Origin of the sequence: Phenylobacterium deserti (genome assembly GCF_003254705.1) — a bacterium.
Taxonomy (GTDB): domain Bacteria; phylum Pseudomonadota; class Alphaproteobacteria; order Caulobacterales; family Caulobacteraceae; genus Phenylobacterium; species Phenylobacterium deserti.
Genome location: NZ_QFYR01000001.1, coordinates 1,757,431 through 1,774,165 on the forward strand (window position 1 = coordinate 1,757,431; position 16,735 = coordinate 1,774,165).

A 16,735-nucleotide genomic window follows, 5' to 3' on the forward strand; every position below is an offset into this window, starting at 1 on the left:
GTCCGGCCTCCGCTTCTCTGCCCGAGCAGGAAACGGAGCTCCACCCCATGAACATCATCGACAAGGCCCTGGGCGCGATCACGCCCCCCGAAAGCGACGAGAAGCGCGCGGAAGCCACCGCCAAGGCGCGTGCCGCAGCCATGCCCGGCGACTGGCTGAGCGAAGCGCTCGATCACCACGACCAGATCCGCGCCGCGTTCGAAGCCTGCCGTTCGGCCGCTCCCGGCGAAGGCCGCGTCGCAGCCATGAAGCGCCTGGCGCTGGTGCTGAACGGCCACTCTCTGGCCGAAGAGATCGTGCTCTACCCGGCGCTAGCCAAGGCCGGCGAGAAGGGTCACGTGGGCATGGCCTACACCGAGCAGACCACCGCCAAGATGCAGATGGCGGAGCTGGAGCGGATCGAGCCGACCTCGGAAGACTGGCTCGAAAAGTTGGAACACATCCGCGGCGCGGTGCTGCACCACATCTTCGAAGAGGAAGGGACCTGGTTCCTGGAGCTCAAGGAGAAGTACGACGACCAGGCGTTCATCACCGCCCGGTTCAAGGAAGAGTTCCAGCGGTACGTCGGCTAGTCGGCCTCTTCCAGGGGAGCCTCGATGACGCAGACCAGCCCCTGCGGCTGGAAGTCGAGGCTCACCCGACCGCCGAGCTCGGACGCCAAGCCGCGTTCGAGCAGCCGCGAGCCGAACCCCTTGCGCTTGGGGGGCGACACGGTCGGGCCTCCTGCCTCGCGCCAGACCAGCCGAAGCAGGGGGCGGCCTTCCGTCGGGATCAGCTCCCACGTCACCGACACCTGACCCTCGGGCGTGCTCAGTGCCCCGTACTTGCTGGCGTTGGTGCCGAGCTCGTGCAGGGCCATGGAAAGCGCCAGGGCGGACTTCGGCGCGACGCGCACCGCCGGGCCCGAGGCGTTGAACCGCTCTCCGGCTTCGCCGAACGCTTCCGCGGCCCTTTCGACCACCTCCAGCAGTTCAGCCCCGGTCCAGCGCTCGTTGGTCAGGACATTATGGGCGGCGGATAGCGCCATCAGGCGAGCCATGAAGGTCTCCTGCGCGTCCTTGGGGGAGCCTGCCGAACGCGCCGACTGCGCCGCCATGGACTGCACCGTCGCCAGCGTATTCTTCACCCGGTGGTTCAGTTCGTTGATCAGCAGGGACTGGTGCTCGGCCGCCAGCTTGCGATCGTGGATGTCGATGCCGGCGCCCAGCCACCGAACGATCTCGCCGCTCTCGTCGCGGATCGGTTCGGCGCGGATAAGGTACCAGCGGTACTCGCCGTTCTTCAGCCGGTACCGGCTCTCGACCTCATAGACGCGCTGCTCGGCGCGGGCGGTGCGCCATTCGTCCGCGATGAACTCCGCCTCTTCGGGGTGGAGCACCGCCGTCCAGCCGTTCGGGAGCGCCTGCCGCACGGTCTGGCCGGTCAGCTCATACCAACGCTGGTTGAAGTAGGTCAGCTGTCCGTCGGGCGCCGCCAGCCAGACAATCGCGGGCATGGCGTCGAGCAAGGTGCGCATCTGCACTTCGCTGTCGCGGACGATCTCCTCGGCCTCACGGCGATCCTGGATGTCGATGACCGAGCCCACGTAGCCGAGGTATTCGCCCGTGTCGCTGAACCGCGGAGCAGCAGCGTCGATCGCCCAGCGCCACGTCCCGTCGTTGCGACGCAGCCGATACTCGACCCGAAACGAGGCGCGATTGGCGTTGGCGGTTACGAACGCCCGCTCGACCTCCTGCTTGTCGTCGGGGTGTGTCGCCTCGAGCCAGCCGAAACCCAGCGCGTCGGCTTCTGTCTGCCCCGTGAACTCGTACCAGGCGCGGTTCAGATAGGTGCATCGGCCGTCCGGCTCGGTGACCCACATCATGACCGGCGCGTGGTCGGCCATGTTGCGGAAGCGGGACTCGCTCTCGCGCAGGGCGCTCTCGACGTTCTTGCGTTCGCTGGCGTCCCGCAGCAGCACCTCGATCGCCGGCTCGCCATCCCAGGTGATCAGCCCTGCGTTCACCTCGACCGCGATCCGGGCGCCGTCCGGCCGCACAATCTCCAGCTCGGAGGGATCAAGCTTCTCGCCGGCGAGCAGGCGAACGATCCGGTCTTCGACCCGCGCAACATGCTCGGGCGCGTTGAAGTCGTGGGGCGAGCGGCCGATCAGGTCTGCCGGAGAGGCTACGCCGTAGATGCGGGCGGCGGCCGCGTTAGCGTAGACGAACTGGCCGCCACGGTTGATCACCAAGCCATCGGGGCTGAGCTCGGCCAGGGCGCGGAACCGTGCTTCGCTCTCGTGCAGGCCGGCGGCTTCAGTCAATAGGCAGCTCCAGGACTGCCGACCGCTTACCCCGCGTATTGGCGCGGCGCCAGCCGGGCGAGCGCCTCGCCATCTGACGGCCACAGCCACGAGTTATGAAAAGATGCATGGCCCTTGACGACGTCCTCGCGCAGATCCGCGCCTGCCGAGCATGCGCGGTCGATTTGCCGCACGAGCCGCGCCCTGTCGTCCGCGTGTCGAGCGCCACCCGCCTGCTGATCTGCGGTCAGGCGCCAGGGCGACGCGTTCACGAAAGCGGGCTGCCCTTCGATGATCCATCGGGCGACCGACTGCGGGACTGGCTCGGCGTCAACAGGGCGACGTTCTACGACCATCCGGCGATCGGGGTGGCTGCAATGGCCTTCTGCTTCCCCGGCACCAATCCCAAAGGCGGCGACTTTCCTCCCCCGCCACGCTGCGCCGAGCTTTGGCGGCCGAGCCTGATGGCCGCCCTGCCTCAGGCGGAGCTCACCTTGCTGGTGGGCGGCTATGCCCAAGTCTGGGCCCTTAAGGACCGCAGGCCGATGACGGAGGTGGTCCGCGACTGGCCGGCGCATCTGCCGAACTATCTGCCTCTGCCGCATCCGTCCTGGCGCAACACGGCGTGGCTGAAGCGCAACCCGTGGTTCGAGGCGGAAGTTGTGCCCTATCTTCGGGCCCGGACCGCAGAGATCCTGAAGCTATGATGCGCCTGTTCGCCGTTGTTCTGGCGGCCGTGAGCCTCGCCGCCTGCTCCCCCATGCTCATTCAGCAGGCTGGGCAGCCGCCGCTCGGTTTCCAGGGCCCCAGGTTCGAGCGCGACGTGGTGGTCAGTTTCGACGGCGCGCGCCTGGGCCTTTCAACCTGGAAAGCGCAGACGGAGCCCTGGGCGGTGATCGTGGGCGTCCATGGGATGAACGACTACGGGAATGCGTTCCGTCTTGCGGGACCCTGGTGGGCTGAGCAGGGCGTCACGACCTACGCCTATGACCAGCGCGGGTTCGGCCGCTCGCCCCGCCGAGGCGTGTGGGCTGGCGACGAGCTCATGATGGAGGATCTGCGTACTGTCGTGGCGTTGGCCCGCCAGCGGCACCCCAACGCCATCATTGCGGTTGCTGGCGAAAGCATGGGCGGTGCAGTGGCGATCGCCGCGTCCGCGTCGGAGCGGCCGCCGGCCGCCGATCGTCTGGTTCTGCTGAGCCCGGCGGTTTGGGGCTGGCGCGAGCAGCCGCTGCCGAACCGCACGTTGTTGTGGTTCGCGGCCAACGTCACGCCTGGAAAGGTCTACACGCCGCCGGATTGGCTGACCCGCAACATCCAGGCCAGCGACAATCGCGAGGAACTGATCCGGATGGGCCGCGACCCTCTCATGATCTGGGGGGCGCGCTCCGACACTCTCTACGGCCTAGTCGGCCTGATGGACCGGGCGGCCAATTCCATAGGCCGCCTTCCAGGGCCAACGCTGTACCTCTACGGGGCCAAGGACCAGATCATCCCGAAGAAGGCCGCTCGGCGCGCCGCGTCCCGCCTGCCGTCCCAGGCCCGCAGCGCCTATTACGCCCGTGGATATCACCTCCTGACGCGTGATCTTCAGGCGCCGGTGGTCTGGGAGGACGTGCTTGCCTTTGTCCGCGACCCGGCGGCTCCGTTGCCAAGCCAGGCGCCACCCATTCCGGGTGCGCCGACGCCTGCGGCGGCGGCGCATGCCGACGCGGGGTTGTGACATCCGCGCGTCGGGCGTAGAGGCTCCGCAACAGCGTTCCAACATCAGCCGGGCGTGCGGCAATGACCTTGTTCGATTCTACGTCTTTCGAAGGCCATGAAGGCGTCCACGCCTTCCACGATGAAAAAACCGGCCTCAAGTCAATCATCGCCGTCCACTCCACGGCGCGCGGTCCGGCGGCCGGCGGCTGCCGTATGTGGCCCTATGCGTCGGCGGATCTGGCGCTTGAGGACGCTTTGCGGCTTTCGCGTGCGATGTCCTACAAGAACGCCATGGCCGATCTGGAGCTCGGCGGGGGCAAGTCGGTGATCATCGGCGACAGCCGGACCCAGAAGACGCCGGCGCTCTTCGAAGCCTTCGGCCGCGCCGTCGAAAGCCTGGGCGGCAAGTATTGGACGGCGGAAGACGTCGGGGTGTCGCCGGCCGATCTGGCCCATGCGGCCAAGACCACCCGCTATGTGGCCGGCCTGGAAGGGGCGGCGGCCTCCTCGGGCGATCCCAGTCCGGTGACGGCCGAAGGCGTGTTCCGCGGCATCCGCCTCTGCGTCGAACGCAAGCTCGGCCGGGATCTGGCTGGTGTGACGGTCGCCCTTCAGGGTGTCGGCCATGTGGGCGGCTATCTTGCCGAGAAGCTGCATGCGGCGGGCGCCAGGCTGGTTATCACCGACGTCAACGCTGAAGCATTGGCCCGTGTCGCTGAAGCCACGGGCGCTCAGGTCGTGGCGCCGGCCGCCATCTTCGAAGTTCCGTGCGACGTGTTCGCCCCCTGCGCCCTGGGCGGCGCCGTGAACGCCGAGACCTTGCTGCGGATCAAGGCGCCGGTGATCGCGGGCGCGGCCAACAACCAACTCGCCCATCCGGACGTCGGCCGCGCGTTGCATGAACGCGGCGTGCTCTATGCCCCCGACTACGTGATCAACGGCGGGGGCATCATCAACGTCGCCGCGGAGATCCGGGCCCTAGGTGAAGGCGCAGCCTTCGATGCCCAGTGGGTGGAAAGCAAGCTCGCCCGTCTGATGCAGACGCTGGAGGAGGTGCTTGACCGCGCCGCTGCGGAAAAGCGTCCGACTCAGGATGTGGCGAACGAGATCGCCCGCGCGCGCATCGCCGGTGCGGAGCACGCGCGCGCCGCCTGATGCAGACCGCCGAGGCCTAAGCCGAGTCTGCCTGTGCGGGCTGAACGGTGGGCAGCAGCGCCGCCACGCGGTTGAGAAGCTCGGCGCGGCGGAACGGCTTGCCTAGGCGATCGACGTCTGCGGGGACGTCCTCGGCCGCCCCTGCATAGCCGGTGATCAAAAGGGCGGGCAGATCGGGCCGAAGCAGCCGTGCCTCGCGTAACAGTTCGCCGCCGGTTCTTCCTGGCATGGCGTAGTCGGTGACCAGCACATCGATCTGCGGATCAGCACGTAGCAGCTTCAGCGCCTCAGACGCTGAACTCGCCTCGCTGACGATGTGTCCGTGCTCGCGGAGCAGTTCGGCGGTGGAGGTGCGCACGAGTTCGTCGTCGTCCACCAGGAGCAACCGGCCCGTCCGAAGATCTCGGACCGCCTCCGCTTCGCGTTGAGGCGCCGGGCGTGTGGGACTGGCCGGGAGCCAGATCTCGGCGGTCGTGCCCGTCTCGGGAACGCTGTACAACTTGAGCGTTCCGCCGGACTGAGCCGCCAGACCGTGAACCATCGACAGGCCCAGCCCAGTGCCCTTGCCGATCCCCTTGGTCGTAAAGAATGGCTCGATCGCGCGCTGCAGGGTGACAGGGTCCATGCCCTGGCCTGTGTCGCTGACGGCAATACGGACGTAGCGCCCCTCTGGCAGGCCGTCCGTCTTTGGATCGGCGAGCCGCTGGTCGGCCGAAATCCGCAGGGCGCCGCCTGACGGCATGGCGTCACGGGCGTTGACCGCCAAATTTAGGACGGCGAGCTCGAGTTGCGCTGGGTCGACCCGCGCAGCGGGCAGATCCGGAGCGGCTTCGAACTCGACCCGCACGTTCGGGCCCACCGAGCGCTCCAGCAGGTCGGTCAGGCCGCCGAGCAGGTCGGCCACATCCACGTCGCGAGGTTCCAGCGTCTGTCGTCGGGCGAACGCCAGCAGGCGCGCCACGAGGGTTTTTGCGCGCTCGGCGCTGGCCAGCGCGCCTTCGACGATCCGCAAGGCCTTCGGATCGTCGACGAGGCGGCGCTGCAACATGTCCATGCCGCCGATGATCGGCGTGAGCAGGTTGTTGAAGTCGTGGGCCACGCCGCCGGTCATCCGACCGAGCGCCTCCATGCGATGGCCCTCCAGCGCCGCTTCCTCTCGCGTCCGGTGCTGGCGCAGTTCGCGCGCGAGCAGCACGGCCAAGACGCCGCTGAGGACCAGGCTCAGCAGAACTGCGACGGTCAGCAGGCTCACCGCTCGCACGACCGGAGCGTTATAAGCGGTGGCGGGCATCAGGACGTGCACGGTCCAGTTCGTTCCGGAAATCGGCCGGAAGGTGGCGACCTGGGCAGCGCCGTCAGCGCCCTCGAACCGATAGAACGCAGGAGCCTCGGTCCTGCTGGCCAGGCTGCGAAGGTCGGCCTTGTGTCCCACCTTCGCGGCAGCGGGGCCGACACGGGCGACCACGTTGCCGACGTCGTCAATCACCTCCGCGGACCAGCCACGGGGCAGGCCTCCGGAAGCCAGGACCTCGCCGACCACGGTTGGGTTGACCACCGCGCTGACGATGAACGGCACCGAGCCGTCCCGGACGACCGGAGCGCGAACAGCGAACGCATAGGTACCACGAGGCCCGATCATGATCCGTCCCACGGTCGGCCGCGCTAAAGTCACGGCGCGATGCAGGCTTTCCGGATCGATCACCTTGCCGCCCGCTCGACCTCCGATCGGACGCGGAACATCGAAGAGGCGTTCGCCCCCAGGATTCGCGACGCTGATGGTCCGCCAAAGCGGCTCGTCTGCGATCAGTCGGCTGGCTAGCCGCTGAAACCGCTCCCGGTCGAAACCGCCGTCCAATGCCGGCGACTGGGCGATCATCTGGACGCGACGCATGTCGGAGACCAGTTCGCGGCCGATGAGAGTGGCGGCGAACTTGGCTTGATCCTGCGCCTGGTGCTCGATGGCCACGCGCTGGTTGCGAAGAGATACGGTGCCGACGCCCGCCCCCAGGATGACCAGGGGCAGCAGTGAGGAAATGGCGAAGAGCCCTAGGGAGCGCCGCATAGCGGCCGCGCGATGTTCGGCATGACGCGCTCCCCATCTGCGCTGAAGGTGTCGAGGAACCTACGCCCATTCGCGGCGGCCAAAAAGGCGCCGCGGGAGCCAGGCTCAGTCGCCAGCGGCTTTACGCCGGTCCTCTTCCGTCATGCGGGAACGGACGCCGCCCTCCACACCGACGCCGGTGGCCATCGGCTGGTGCACAGCGCCGGGGTGAGGCGGCGGCCCGGCCGCGGCGTCACGCATCTGCACGTCGTGCACGACGCCGGCGGCGACAGCCTGAGTGGTCCCAGGCGCGATGCGATGGGCGGCGATGGCGGCCTTCGATTTCCAGCCGACCGCCACTTCCCGGCGGGGGTGGATGGCGGCGCGGACAACGGCATCGACGATCTTCTGCGGCGGGTCCATCAGCACCTGCCGCGGTGAGCGTCCCGTGTAGTTGGCGGCGTGGTCGAACCATGGGGTGTCCGCCGCGTAGGGCATGACCGTCACCACATGGATGTTCCTTTCGCCGTTCACCCGCAGTTCCTGGTTGATGGCGTTCGAGAGACCCAGCACGCCGTGTTTCGTGGCCACGTAGCTGGCGTAGTAGGGCATGGGCACGTAGCTCACTGCCGATCCCATGTTGATCAGCGTCCCTTGGCCCTGCCGCCGGAACTGATGAAGGGCGACGTGGCTGCCATAGATGACGCCCTTGAGGTTGGTGTCGACGATCCGGCTGTGGTCGGCCAGCGGCACCTCGTCGAAGCGGCCGAGCGCGCCAACGCCGGCGTTGTTGATCCAGACGTCCACACGTCCGAACTCGGCGACGGCGGCCTGGGCCAGCCGCTGGACGTCGGCTTCGCGCCCAACGTCTGTGGTGACCACCAGAGCTCGGCCGCCGGCGCTGCGGACCTCACCCGCGACCTGCTCCAGCACCTCCGTTCGCCGCGCCGCGAGGACGACGTTGGCGCGCCGCTGCCCGAAGGCGACAGCCATGCCACGGCCGAAGCCGCTCGACGCTCCGGTGATGACCACCGTTCGTCCCTGCAGAGCCTGCTGCTCGGAACGCTGATTGGTGGTGGCGCATCCCGCGGTCAGCGCGCTTGCGGAGAGCAGTGCGCACGAGGCCAGAAGAACGGCGAGACGGCTCATGTGGGCTTCCAGGCTGCGGCGCGGGGCACGCCTCAACCTGCCGAAGTCCCTGGTGGTTGCCGTCCTCTCAAAAAGCGAGAGATCAAGCCTGCTCGGCCGCCTTGGCGGCTTCATCGGCCTCATCGCTGGCTCCGACTTTCTCCTCCACCGTCGCGCTCAGCCGCTGGTAGATGCCGAGGATAAGCAGCAAACCGCCGCCGCCGGCCACCAGCACCACGGGATAAACGAGCTGGTTCAGGTCCGCCTGGCCGGCCTTGGATAGCGCCACCAGCGCGTCCATCAGCACAGCGATGATGATGACCGTGATGAACTTGGTGATGCTTCGACGCGTCTCGGCGGCGTTGCGCATCTCACGGCCACGGGTGACCTCTTCATCGAAGACGTATCGCGCCACGTCGAAGACGGCGAGCGACAGGATCAGATAGCCAAGCGAATTCACCATGGCCGTCACGAACGGCCGCCCCGTCAGCAGCGCGTGAATTAGTGAGATCGGGCCGATAGCCACGAGCGCCGCGGCGAAGCCCATCAGCACCAGGCTGACGGCCGTGTAGAAGGCGTTCGTCAGTTTCGACATACCGCCGCTACGCGCAGGCGCAGCGGCGGTTCCGAATGCCCTACGGCACGGCGCTCGCCGTCTGGAAGGTGGCGTCCCGCAGCTCGGGAAGAGCCTTCAGCTGCGGGGTGATCTTGGAAAGGTCGCCCACCACCACCAGCGTCATCTTCCCGAGCGGCAGCCGCTCGCCAGCGACGCGCGTCATGGTGGCCGGCTCCACCGCCAGAACCCGCGGCACGTAGCGATCCAACCAGTCGCCTGGCAGGCCGAGCAGGTCGCGTGTGGCGATCGAGTTCACCAGAGTGGCGGCGCTGCCGTTCTGCAGGATGAAGGTGCCGGCGAGGTACTGCCGCATCCCTGCCGCTTCCTCCGCGCCGGGCGGTTGGGTCTGCAGCTGTCGGATCTCGTGGAACACCTCCTTGAGAGCCGGGCCCGTAACGTCGGTGGTCACGTCCGCCTGGAAGGTCCATAGCGCGTCGTCAGGCTGGAACACGATCCCTGACCCCGGGGAGTAGGTGTAGCCTTTGCTCTCTCGGATGTTGCGGGTGATGCGCGAGCTGAAGGCGCCGCCGAGCAGCGCGTTGGTCACCCGGAGCGGGATGTCGCCTTCAGATCCCGCGCGTGGAACGCCGAAGCCCAGGCGGATCGTCGACTGCGGCGCGCCGGGACGGTCCACCAGCACCACCTGGGGTCCGGCCTTGGGCGACGGCGGGAGGGACAGTCGCTGAGGGCCGGCGGTCCAGCTAGCGAAGCTCGCCTGAATGGCTTGCTTCACAGCGGCGGCGTCGAACTGCCCAGCCACATAGAGGCGGGAGCGGCGGGCGCCGAAGTTCTCACCGTAGAAGCCCTTGATGTCAGCTAACTGATAGCCGCCGAGCTGCTCCGCCGTGGGGAAGGTGCGCCCATAAGGATGCTGTGGGCCATAGTAGGTCCGGGCGAAAACCATGGAGGCAACGGGGCCGGGCTGGGACAGGGCGACGGCCAGGTCGCGCCCCATGTTCTGCTTCACACGGGCAAGTTCGCTTTCCGGGAAGTCAGGGCGGCGCGCGACGTCGCTGACCAGACGCACGGCCTCGGCGGCGTGCTCCGACAGCACGTTCATGCCGATGATGGTCTGCTGAGCGGTAACGGTCACATTAAGGTCGCCGCCCATGCCGGCTGCGGCTTGCGACAGCGCCTGGCTGGAGCGTCCGGCCGCGCCTTCTTTGAGCATCTGCCCTGTCAGGTCGGCCAGCCAGGTGCGCTCGCCCTCGTTCAGGTTGCCCGCCGAGACCCGCAAGCTGACCACCGTCTTCGGCGCGATGCCGTACGGGATAAGCGTCACGGACAGGCCGTTCGGCAGGGCGAAGGTCTCTGTCGCCGGAACCCTGAATGGCTTCGGTTGACCAATCGGCGGCGGGGTGGCCGGGAAGGTTTGGGCGAGAGCCGGGGCGGACAGGCCAAGCGCGAGTCCGAACGCCGCCGCAAGACGGATCATCCTCATTTCGCAGCTCCCGTCTGGGCGCCCGCGCCGGCTTCGATCAGGGCGAAGGTTCGGTTGGTGGGGCGCAGGTACTCGCGCGCGGTGGCCTGGATGAGCTGCGGCGTCACCTTGGCGAAGCCGTCCTCGATGCGGTTCACGGCCCCGGCGTCGCCGTCGAACAGCGCGTAGGAGGCGATCAGGTCAACGAGGCCAAAGCGGGTGCTGGAGTCCAGCATGGCATAGAGGTCCGAGCGCATCTTGGTGCGCGCCCGCTCCAGCTCCTCCGTCGAGATCGGACGGTTCTGGATGTCGGTGATCACCTCGTCCACGGCGGCGGTGATCTCCTCGCGCTTGCGATCGGCATCGTGGGTGAACGACACGGTCCAGAGCATCGGGCCGTTGTAGTTGAACATGTTGCCCAGGCCGATGTTGATGCCGGCGTCCACGGAGCCGGTGACAGCCTTCTCCTTCACCAGCTTCTGGTGCAGCCGACTGTCCTCTCCCTGAGCGAGGATCTGGTCGAGCAGGCCCATGGCGTACCACTCGGGCGTGCCGCGCTTGGGCACGTGATAGCCGATGGCGTAGCCGGGCTTGGGAGCGAGCTTGTCCAAGCGGCTGGAGACCTTTTCCTCCGTCTGCCGCGGCTCGGAGATGTCGGGCAGGGTGACCGCCGCTCCGCTCGGGATGCCGCCGAAGTAGCGAGTGATCATGGCGCGCGTCTGGGCGTAGTCGATGTCGCCCAGCACCACGAGCACGGCGTTGTTCGGCCGGTAGAAGCTTTTGAAGAACTGAGTGGCGTCGTCGACCGTCGCCGCCTCGATCTCCTTCAGGTCGCCATAGAAGTTGTGGGCGTTGTACCAGTTGGTGTTGGCGGCCATGGGCAGGTCGATCCAAGGCCATCCGCCGTAGGGCCGGTTCAGGACGTTGACCTTCACCTCGTTGCCGACGACGCCCTGCTGGTTCTTCAGCACGGTCTCATTGATCACCGGCCGGGCCATGCGATCGGCTTCCAGCCACAGCACCCGCTCGAGCGCGTTGGTCGGCACGACCTCGTAGTAGTTGGTGTAGTCGAAGCGGGTGGAGCCATTCAGCGATCCGCCGGCGTTGGTGATGGTCCCGATGAACTGCCCCTTCGGCGCGTGCTCCGAGCCCTGGAACATCAAGTGCTCGAACAGGTGGGCGAAGCCGGTGCGCTCGCGCGGTTCGATCCGGAAGCCGATCCCGTAATAGACGCCCACCGTCGCCGTCGGGATCGAGGTGTCCCGGCTCATCACCACCTTGAGCCCGTTGGAAAGGGTGAAGCTCTGGGTCTCCACCTTGAGCCGGCCTGCGGGCGCGGCGCGGGTCTGAGCCTGGGCGGGCAGGGCCAAGCCTGCCGCCGCCGCGGTGGAAAGCAAAGCCGCCAGAGCGGCAGAGGCGAGAGCCGATCTCATCTGATCCCCCAGGTGGACCGCCACCGTGGCGCGGTTCAACGTGGGGTTCAAGAGCGCCCTCGCCCGGCGCCCGATCCGTCTCAGCTTCGACTTCCGAACACTTCCGGCGGCGGCTAAAGCGTCCGCATGTCCGACACGCCTCGCATCCTCGTCACCGGCTCCACCCGCGGCATCGGCGCCGCCATCTTCCAAGCGCTGAAGGCGCGCGGGGCTCAAGTGGTCGGGCACGGGCGAAGCGACGGCGCGGACACCCTCGGCGCGGACCTGTCGGATCCGGCCGCTGCGGACGCGCTTTGGGACCGTGCGCTGGACAAGCTCGGCGGCCGCATCGACGTGCTGATCAACAACGCCGGGGTGTTCGAGCCGGTGAAGACGGACGCCCCGCTCGACGAATGGCAGGCGGGCTGGGCGCGGACAATGCAGATCAACCTGCAGGCCAGCGCCGACCTGTGCCGCCGGGCGGTGCTGCACTTCCAGGCGCGCGGCGAGGGCGGGCGGATCGTCAATGTCGCCAGCCGCGCGGCCTACCGCGGCGACAGCCCGCTCCACTGGCACTATGCGGCGTCTAAGGCCGGCATGGTTGGGATGACCAAGTCGATCGCGCGCGGCTATGCCAAGGAGGAGATCCTGGCCTTCGCGATCTGCCCGGGCTTTGTGATGACCGGCATGGCCGAGGACTATCTGGCCAGTCGCGGCGGCGACAAGCTGCTGGCCGACATCCCGCTCGGGCGTGTCGCAACCCCGGAGGAGATCGCCAAGGTCGCAGCCTTCATGGCGCTGGACGCGCCGCCTTCCATAACCGGCGCGGTGGTTGACGTGAACGGCGCGAGCTTCGTCCGCTGAGCCGGGTGCGACGAATTCTCTCTATCGGTCGCTAGACCGAACAGACGGAGAACACTATCTAGGGCGGATGGCCGTCCTGGATCTCAAGCGCAAGCTCGCCATCCTGTCGGACGCGGCGAAGTACGACGCGTCCTGCGCCTCCTCAGGAGGCTCGAAGCGTGACAGTTCGAACGGCAAAGGCGTCGGCTCGACCGACGGCGGCATGGGCATTTGCCACGCCTATGCGCCGGACGGGCGATGCATCAGCCTGCTCAAAATTCTGCTGACGAACTTCTGCACCTACGACTGCGTCTACTGCGTCAACCGGGTGTCCTCGAACGTGCCGCGGGCGCGGTTCTCGGTTCAGGAGGTCGTCGACCTCACCCTCGGCTTTTACAAGCGCAACTACATCGAGGGCCTGTTCCTCTCGTCCGGCATCATCAAAAGCCCGGACTACACCATGGAGCAGCTGGTTCTGGTGGCGAAGACCTTGCGGGAGGTGCACGACTTCCGCGGCTACATCCACCTGAAGGTGATACCCGAAGCCTCGCCCGCCCTGGTGAACGAGGCGGGCCTCTACGCCGACCGGGTTTCGATCAACATCGAGCTGCCGAAGGACGAAAGCCTTGTCCAGTTCGCGCCGGAGAAGGACCTCGGCGACATCAAAAAGGCCATGGGCGCGGTGCGCCTCAGCCAGGACGCGTCCAAGGACAAGGCCATCAAGGCCCGCGCGCCCAAGTTCGCGCCGGCTGGCCAGTCCACTCAGATGATCGTCGGGGCGGACGGCGCCTCCGACGGGCAGATCCTGCGGCGCAGCGAGAGCCTCTACGGCGCCTACAAGCTGCGGCGGGTCTACTACTCAGCCTTCTCGCCCATCCCGGACTCCTCGTCGAAGCTGCCGCTGTCCAAGCCGCCGCTGATCCGCGAGCACCGGCTCTACCAGGCCGACTGGCTGATGCGGTTCTATGGCTTCGAGCGTGCGGAGATCATCGGCGAGGGGGAGGATCTCGACCTCGCCATCGACCCGAAGCTCGCCTGGGCGCTGCGCAATCGCGGCGAGTTCCCAGTCGACCTGAACGTCGCCGACCGTGAGCGGCTGCTGCGGGTGCCGGGTCTCGGCGTCAAAGCCGTCGATCGGATGCTGGACGTTCGCCGCTTCAAGCAACTGCGGCTGGAGGACGTGAAGCGGCTGACGCGCGGGCTGGAGAAGCTGAAGCCGTTCATCGTCACCGCGGACTGGACGCCCGGCCCGCTGACCGACCGCATCGACCTGCGGGACCGGCTGGCGCCGAAGCCCGAGCAGCTGAGCCTGTTCTGATGGAGGTCGTCCGGCTCGAGCACGTAACGGACTTCGCCGGCTGGCGCACGGCGGCCAGGTCTCTGCGCGCGCGCAGCGTTCCGCCGGAAGCGGTGATCTGGACGGTGGAAGGTCAGGGGCGGGACCTGTTCAGCGATGGCGGAGGGCCCCCCGCGCCAGCGGCCCAGTCAGCGAACTTCACCGTACCGCGCGACTTCATGGAGCTCGCCGAGGACGTGGCGCTGCATCGGTCGGAGGACCGGTGGGCGCTGCTCTACCGGATGCTGTGGCGGATCACGACCGGCGAGCCGAACCTGGCGCGGATCGCCTCCGACCCGAACACCGCTCGAGCGCGCAGCTATGCCCGTCAGGTGAGCCAGGCGGCGCACAAGATGAAGGCCTTCGTGCGCTTCCGCGAGATCCCGTCGGACACGGGGGTGGAGGCTTATGTCGCCTGGTTCGAGCCGGCGCACCGGGTGGCCGAGCGTACCGCGCCGTTCTTCGCGCGTCGGTTCGCCAATATGCGTTTCTCGATCCTGACGCCGGATGTCTGCGTGCTGTGGGACACTCAGCAGCTGGCGTTCGCGCCAGGCGCGACACCCGACCAGGCGCCGTCCTTCGACGAGCTGGAGGACTTCTGGCGCACCTACTACGCGTCCATCTTCAACCCGGCCCGGCTCAACCCCTCCATGATGCAGAAGGAGATGCCCAAGCGGTACTGGCGGAACCTGCCGGAAGCGCGGCTCATTCCCGAACTGATCGCCAGAGCCGAAGCCCGCACGGAAGAGATGGTCGCCCAGGCCCCGTCAGAACCGAACCGCCGAGCCCTGCGCCGGCATGAGCCGGAGCCGTCTGGGATCGTCGACGGTCACCACCCCTCGACGCTGGAGGAAATCCGCGCCGGCGTGCAGGCCTGCCGCCGCTGCGACCTGTGGCGCGATGCGACGCAAGGCGTACCCGGTGAGGGGCCTGGCCAGGCGCGGCTGATGTTCGTCGGCGAGCAGCCCGGCGACCAGGAAGACCTCGCGGGGCAGCCGTTCGTGGGACCGGCGGGGCAGGTGCTCAACAAGGCGCTCGACGAAGCCGGCGTCCCGAGGGCCGAGACCTACGTCACCAATGCCGTGAAGCACTTCAAGCACGAGATGCGCGGCAAGCGCCGGCTGCACAAGACCCCCGACACGGGCGAGGTCACCGCCTGCCGATGGTGGATCGACCACGAGCGCCAGATCGTCCGCCCGCGGGTGGTCGTGGCGCTGGGCGCCACGGCGGCCCTGTCCGTCTTCGGCAAACCGACAGCTATCGCCAAGTTCCGCCAGCAGGCCATCCAACTGCCGGACCAGAGCCAAGGCGTGGTGACCTATCACCCGTCCTACCTGCTGCGGGTGCCGGATGCGGCCGCCAAGGCGAAGGCTTACGCCATGTTCGTCGAAGACTTGAAGTACGCCTGGGCGCTGGCGGCCTGACCCCCTCGCGGAACCCGCTGCGGCGTCGCCAGTTCGCTTGGCATGACCGACCCTTCGCCCCATCCCGCCCACCTGGACGAGCGCGATCCGGCCAAGGCCGACGTGCGCGATATCCGTGAAGAAGCCGACCGCGAACTGGAGCACTACCAGGCTCAGGGGCGGAAGGACCTCGTTCTGCTGATCCCGGAAGATCGTTGGGACGAGTTCGTTCAGCTGACCGGCGGGCAGGCGTCGGGTGACGAGACCACCTACCGCGAGGTGACCTTCAAGAAGGCGGCTGTCACCGCGGTCATCGCGCAGGACGGCTTCTAAGGCTCAGACCGAGCCCTTCTTCTCCACGACCAGGATGCGGGCCTCGCCGACAGGATGAGCCACGTGCTCGTCGCCGGCTTCAGCCACGAACAGGTCGGCGGCGCCCAGTCGGACAACCTTTTCGGCGCCCGCTTCGCGGTAGTGCATGTCCACCTGGCCATCGAGCACCAGGAAGACCTCCGTGCCGTCGTTGACGTGCCACTTGTAGGGCTTGTCGGTCCAGTGCAGCCGGACGGTGGCGCCTTCGATCACGGCGAGGTCCTTGGCGCCCCAGGCGCGCTCGGCCGTGAAGCTGCGAACGTCCGTGACGATCTTAGGCATCAGGCGCGGAAGCCGGCTTCGGCGAAGTCCAGCATCTGCTGCAGGAGCCCGTCTACATCGCTCTCCTGGGTCAAGCCGCCGGAGAGGTGGTGCAGGCGATCGAACTCGGCGAAGCGGTTGTTGTGGACCATGCCCAGGCAGAAGTGCAGTCGCCAGTAGACGGTCTCCCGCGGCATGTGCGGGCAGGCGGCCATCAAGGCGCTGGCGAACCGCTCGAGGTGCGAGACGTCATGCTGCAGCGCCTCGCGCATCTCGGCTGTGCCTTCGGAGCGGGCGCGGATGAGGAACTGGATCGAGATCCGCCGCTCGTTGGCCGGGTGCGTCCACCGCAGAGGCGGTGCGAACAGCGCTTCCAGCACGCCGCGCAGCGAAGGCGTTCCGGACTTGGTCGCTTCGTGCAGAAGGCGGGCGCGCTCGCGGTTCAGCTCAGCCGCGCGGCGGCGGAAGATCTCGAACAGCAGGGCGTCTTTGGAGCCGAAGTGGTAGTTCACCGAGGCGAGGTTCACGCCGGCTTCGGCGGTGATGTCGCGCACCGAGACGTTCTGGAAGCCGTGCAGCGCAAAGAGACGCTCGGCGGCGTTGAACACCGCCGCCTTGGTGGCGGCTTCGGCTTCTTCGGTGACGGCCGGCTCGTGGAGCAGGGGATCGGTCATGCGAATCCCTAGAAATGGTCAGACAACTGTATGACAGTTGCTAAGCCCGGCCAACGCGTTGCGCCATGCGACGTGGCGCGCGCGGG

The 16,735-nt window shown here is 67.7% G+C and carries 16 protein-coding genes; 8 read left to right on the forward strand and 8 right to left on the reverse strand.

Features of this window, described 5'->3' with window-relative positions:
• Positions 1–47: 47 nt before the first annotated feature.
• On the forward strand, positions 48–572 hold the full coding sequence (locus DJ018_RS08880) for a hemerythrin domain-containing protein (RefSeq protein ID WP_111514455.1): 525 nt from the start codon (positions 48–50) through the stop codon (positions 570–572).
• Here the strand turns inward: DJ018_RS08880 and DJ018_RS08885 are convergent.
• Entirely contained in the window at positions 569–2,305 is a 1,737-nt protein-coding gene (locus tag DJ018_RS08885) for a PAS domain S-box protein (RefSeq protein WP_165842835.1), read from the reverse strand. The two genes, DJ018_RS08880 and DJ018_RS08885, sit on opposite strands and share 4 nt — an antisense overlap.
• Positions 2,306–2,412: 107 nt before the next feature.
• On the opposite strand from DJ018_RS08885, the gene DJ018_RS08890 reads away from it, so the two are divergent.
• The 3 genes from DJ018_RS08890 to DJ018_RS08900 all read left to right on the forward strand — a co-directional run bounded on the left by DJ018_RS08890 (position 2,413) and on the right by DJ018_RS08900 (position 5,143).
• A complete protein-coding gene (locus DJ018_RS08890) occupies positions 2,413–2,991 on the forward strand; it encodes a uracil-DNA glycosylase family protein (protein ID WP_111514457.1) in 579 nt (192 codons plus the stop codon).
• Positions 2,991–4,007 carry an alpha/beta hydrolase gene (locus tag DJ018_RS08895; RefSeq protein ID WP_240609485.1) on the forward strand — a complete coding sequence of 339 codons (1,017 nt, stop codon included), beginning with the start codon at positions 2,991–2,993 and terminating at the stop codon, positions 4,005–4,007. The genes DJ018_RS08890 and DJ018_RS08895 overlap by 1 nt, the downstream gene beginning before the upstream one ends.
• A gap of 62 nt (positions 4,008–4,069) precedes the next feature.
• The gene (locus DJ018_RS08900; RefSeq protein ID WP_111514459.1) at positions 4,070–5,143 is read left to right on the forward strand and encodes a Glu/Leu/Phe/Val dehydrogenase dimerization domain-containing protein; all 1,074 of its coding nucleotides are present in this window, start codon (positions 4,070–4,072) and stop codon (positions 5,141–5,143) included.
• Between the two features lie 16 nt (positions 5,144–5,159).
• On the opposite strand, the gene DJ018_RS08905 is transcribed toward DJ018_RS08900, so the two are convergent.
• From DJ018_RS08905 to DJ018_RS08925, 5 genes are all read right to left on the reverse strand, one after another.
• On the reverse strand, positions 5,160–7,205 hold the full coding sequence (locus DJ018_RS08905; protein WP_111514460.1) for an ATP-binding protein: 2,046 nt from the start codon (positions 7,203–7,205) through the stop codon (positions 5,160–5,162).
• A 105-nt stretch (positions 7,206–7,310) separates the two neighbouring features.
• Positions 7,311–8,333, reverse strand: a complete 1,023-nt coding sequence (locus DJ018_RS08910; protein ID WP_111514461.1) for an SDR family oxidoreductase — start codon at positions 8,331–8,333, stop codon at positions 7,311–7,313.
• Between the two features lie 82 nt (positions 8,334–8,415).
• A complete protein-coding gene (locus tag DJ018_RS08915) occupies positions 8,416–8,907 on the reverse strand; it encodes a GNAT family acetyltransferase (protein ID WP_111514462.1) in 492 nt (163 codons plus the stop codon).
• Positions 8,908–8,947: 40 nt separating this feature from the next.
• A complete protein-coding gene (locus tag DJ018_RS08920; RefSeq protein WP_111514463.1) occupies positions 8,948–10,369 on the reverse strand; it encodes a M16 family metallopeptidase in 1,422 nt (473 codons plus the stop codon).
• On the reverse strand, positions 10,366–11,832 hold the full coding sequence (locus tag DJ018_RS08925) for a M16 family metallopeptidase (RefSeq protein WP_205853728.1): 1,467 nt from the start codon (positions 11,830–11,832) through the stop codon (positions 10,366–10,368). Before DJ018_RS08925 ends, DJ018_RS08920 begins: the two co-directional genes overlap by 4 nt.
• A gap of 75 nt (positions 11,833–11,907) precedes the next feature.
• Here DJ018_RS08925 and DJ018_RS08930 point away from each other — a divergent pair, with 75 nt between their 5' ends.
• From DJ018_RS08930 to DJ018_RS08945, 4 genes are all read left to right on the forward strand, one after another.
• Entirely contained in the window at positions 11,908–12,624 is a 717-nt protein-coding gene (locus tag DJ018_RS08930; protein WP_111514464.1) for an SDR family NAD(P)-dependent oxidoreductase, read from the forward strand.
• 67 nt (positions 12,625–12,691) lie between these two features.
• Positions 12,692–13,921, forward strand: a complete 1,230-nt coding sequence (locus DJ018_RS08935; RefSeq protein ID WP_111514465.1) for a putative DNA modification/repair radical SAM protein — start codon at positions 12,692–12,694, stop codon at positions 13,919–13,921.
• Entirely contained in the window at positions 13,921–15,363 is a 1,443-nt protein-coding gene (locus DJ018_RS08940) for a UdgX family uracil-DNA binding protein (RefSeq protein WP_111514466.1), read from the forward strand. Before DJ018_RS08935 ends, DJ018_RS08940 begins: the two co-directional genes overlap by 1 nt.
• Before the next feature lie 42 nt (positions 15,364–15,405).
• On the forward strand, positions 15,406–15,675 hold the full coding sequence (locus DJ018_RS08945) for a hypothetical protein (RefSeq protein WP_111514467.1): 270 nt from the start codon (positions 15,406–15,408) through the stop codon (positions 15,673–15,675).
• Positions 15,676–15,678: 3 nt separating this feature from the next.
• Here the strand turns inward: DJ018_RS08945 and DJ018_RS08950 are convergent, their stop codons facing one another.
• Positions 15,679–15,996 (reverse strand): cupin domain-containing protein, encoded by a 318-nt coding sequence (locus tag DJ018_RS08950; RefSeq protein WP_111514468.1) that lies wholly within the window; start codon positions 15,994–15,996, stop codon positions 15,679–15,681.
• On the reverse strand, positions 15,996–16,649 hold the full coding sequence (locus tag DJ018_RS08955; protein ID WP_111514469.1) for a TetR/AcrR family transcriptional regulator: 654 nt from the start codon (positions 16,647–16,649) through the stop codon (positions 15,996–15,998). Before DJ018_RS08955 ends, DJ018_RS08950 begins: the two co-directional genes overlap by 1 nt.
• Positions 16,650–16,735: the final 86 nt, after the last annotated feature.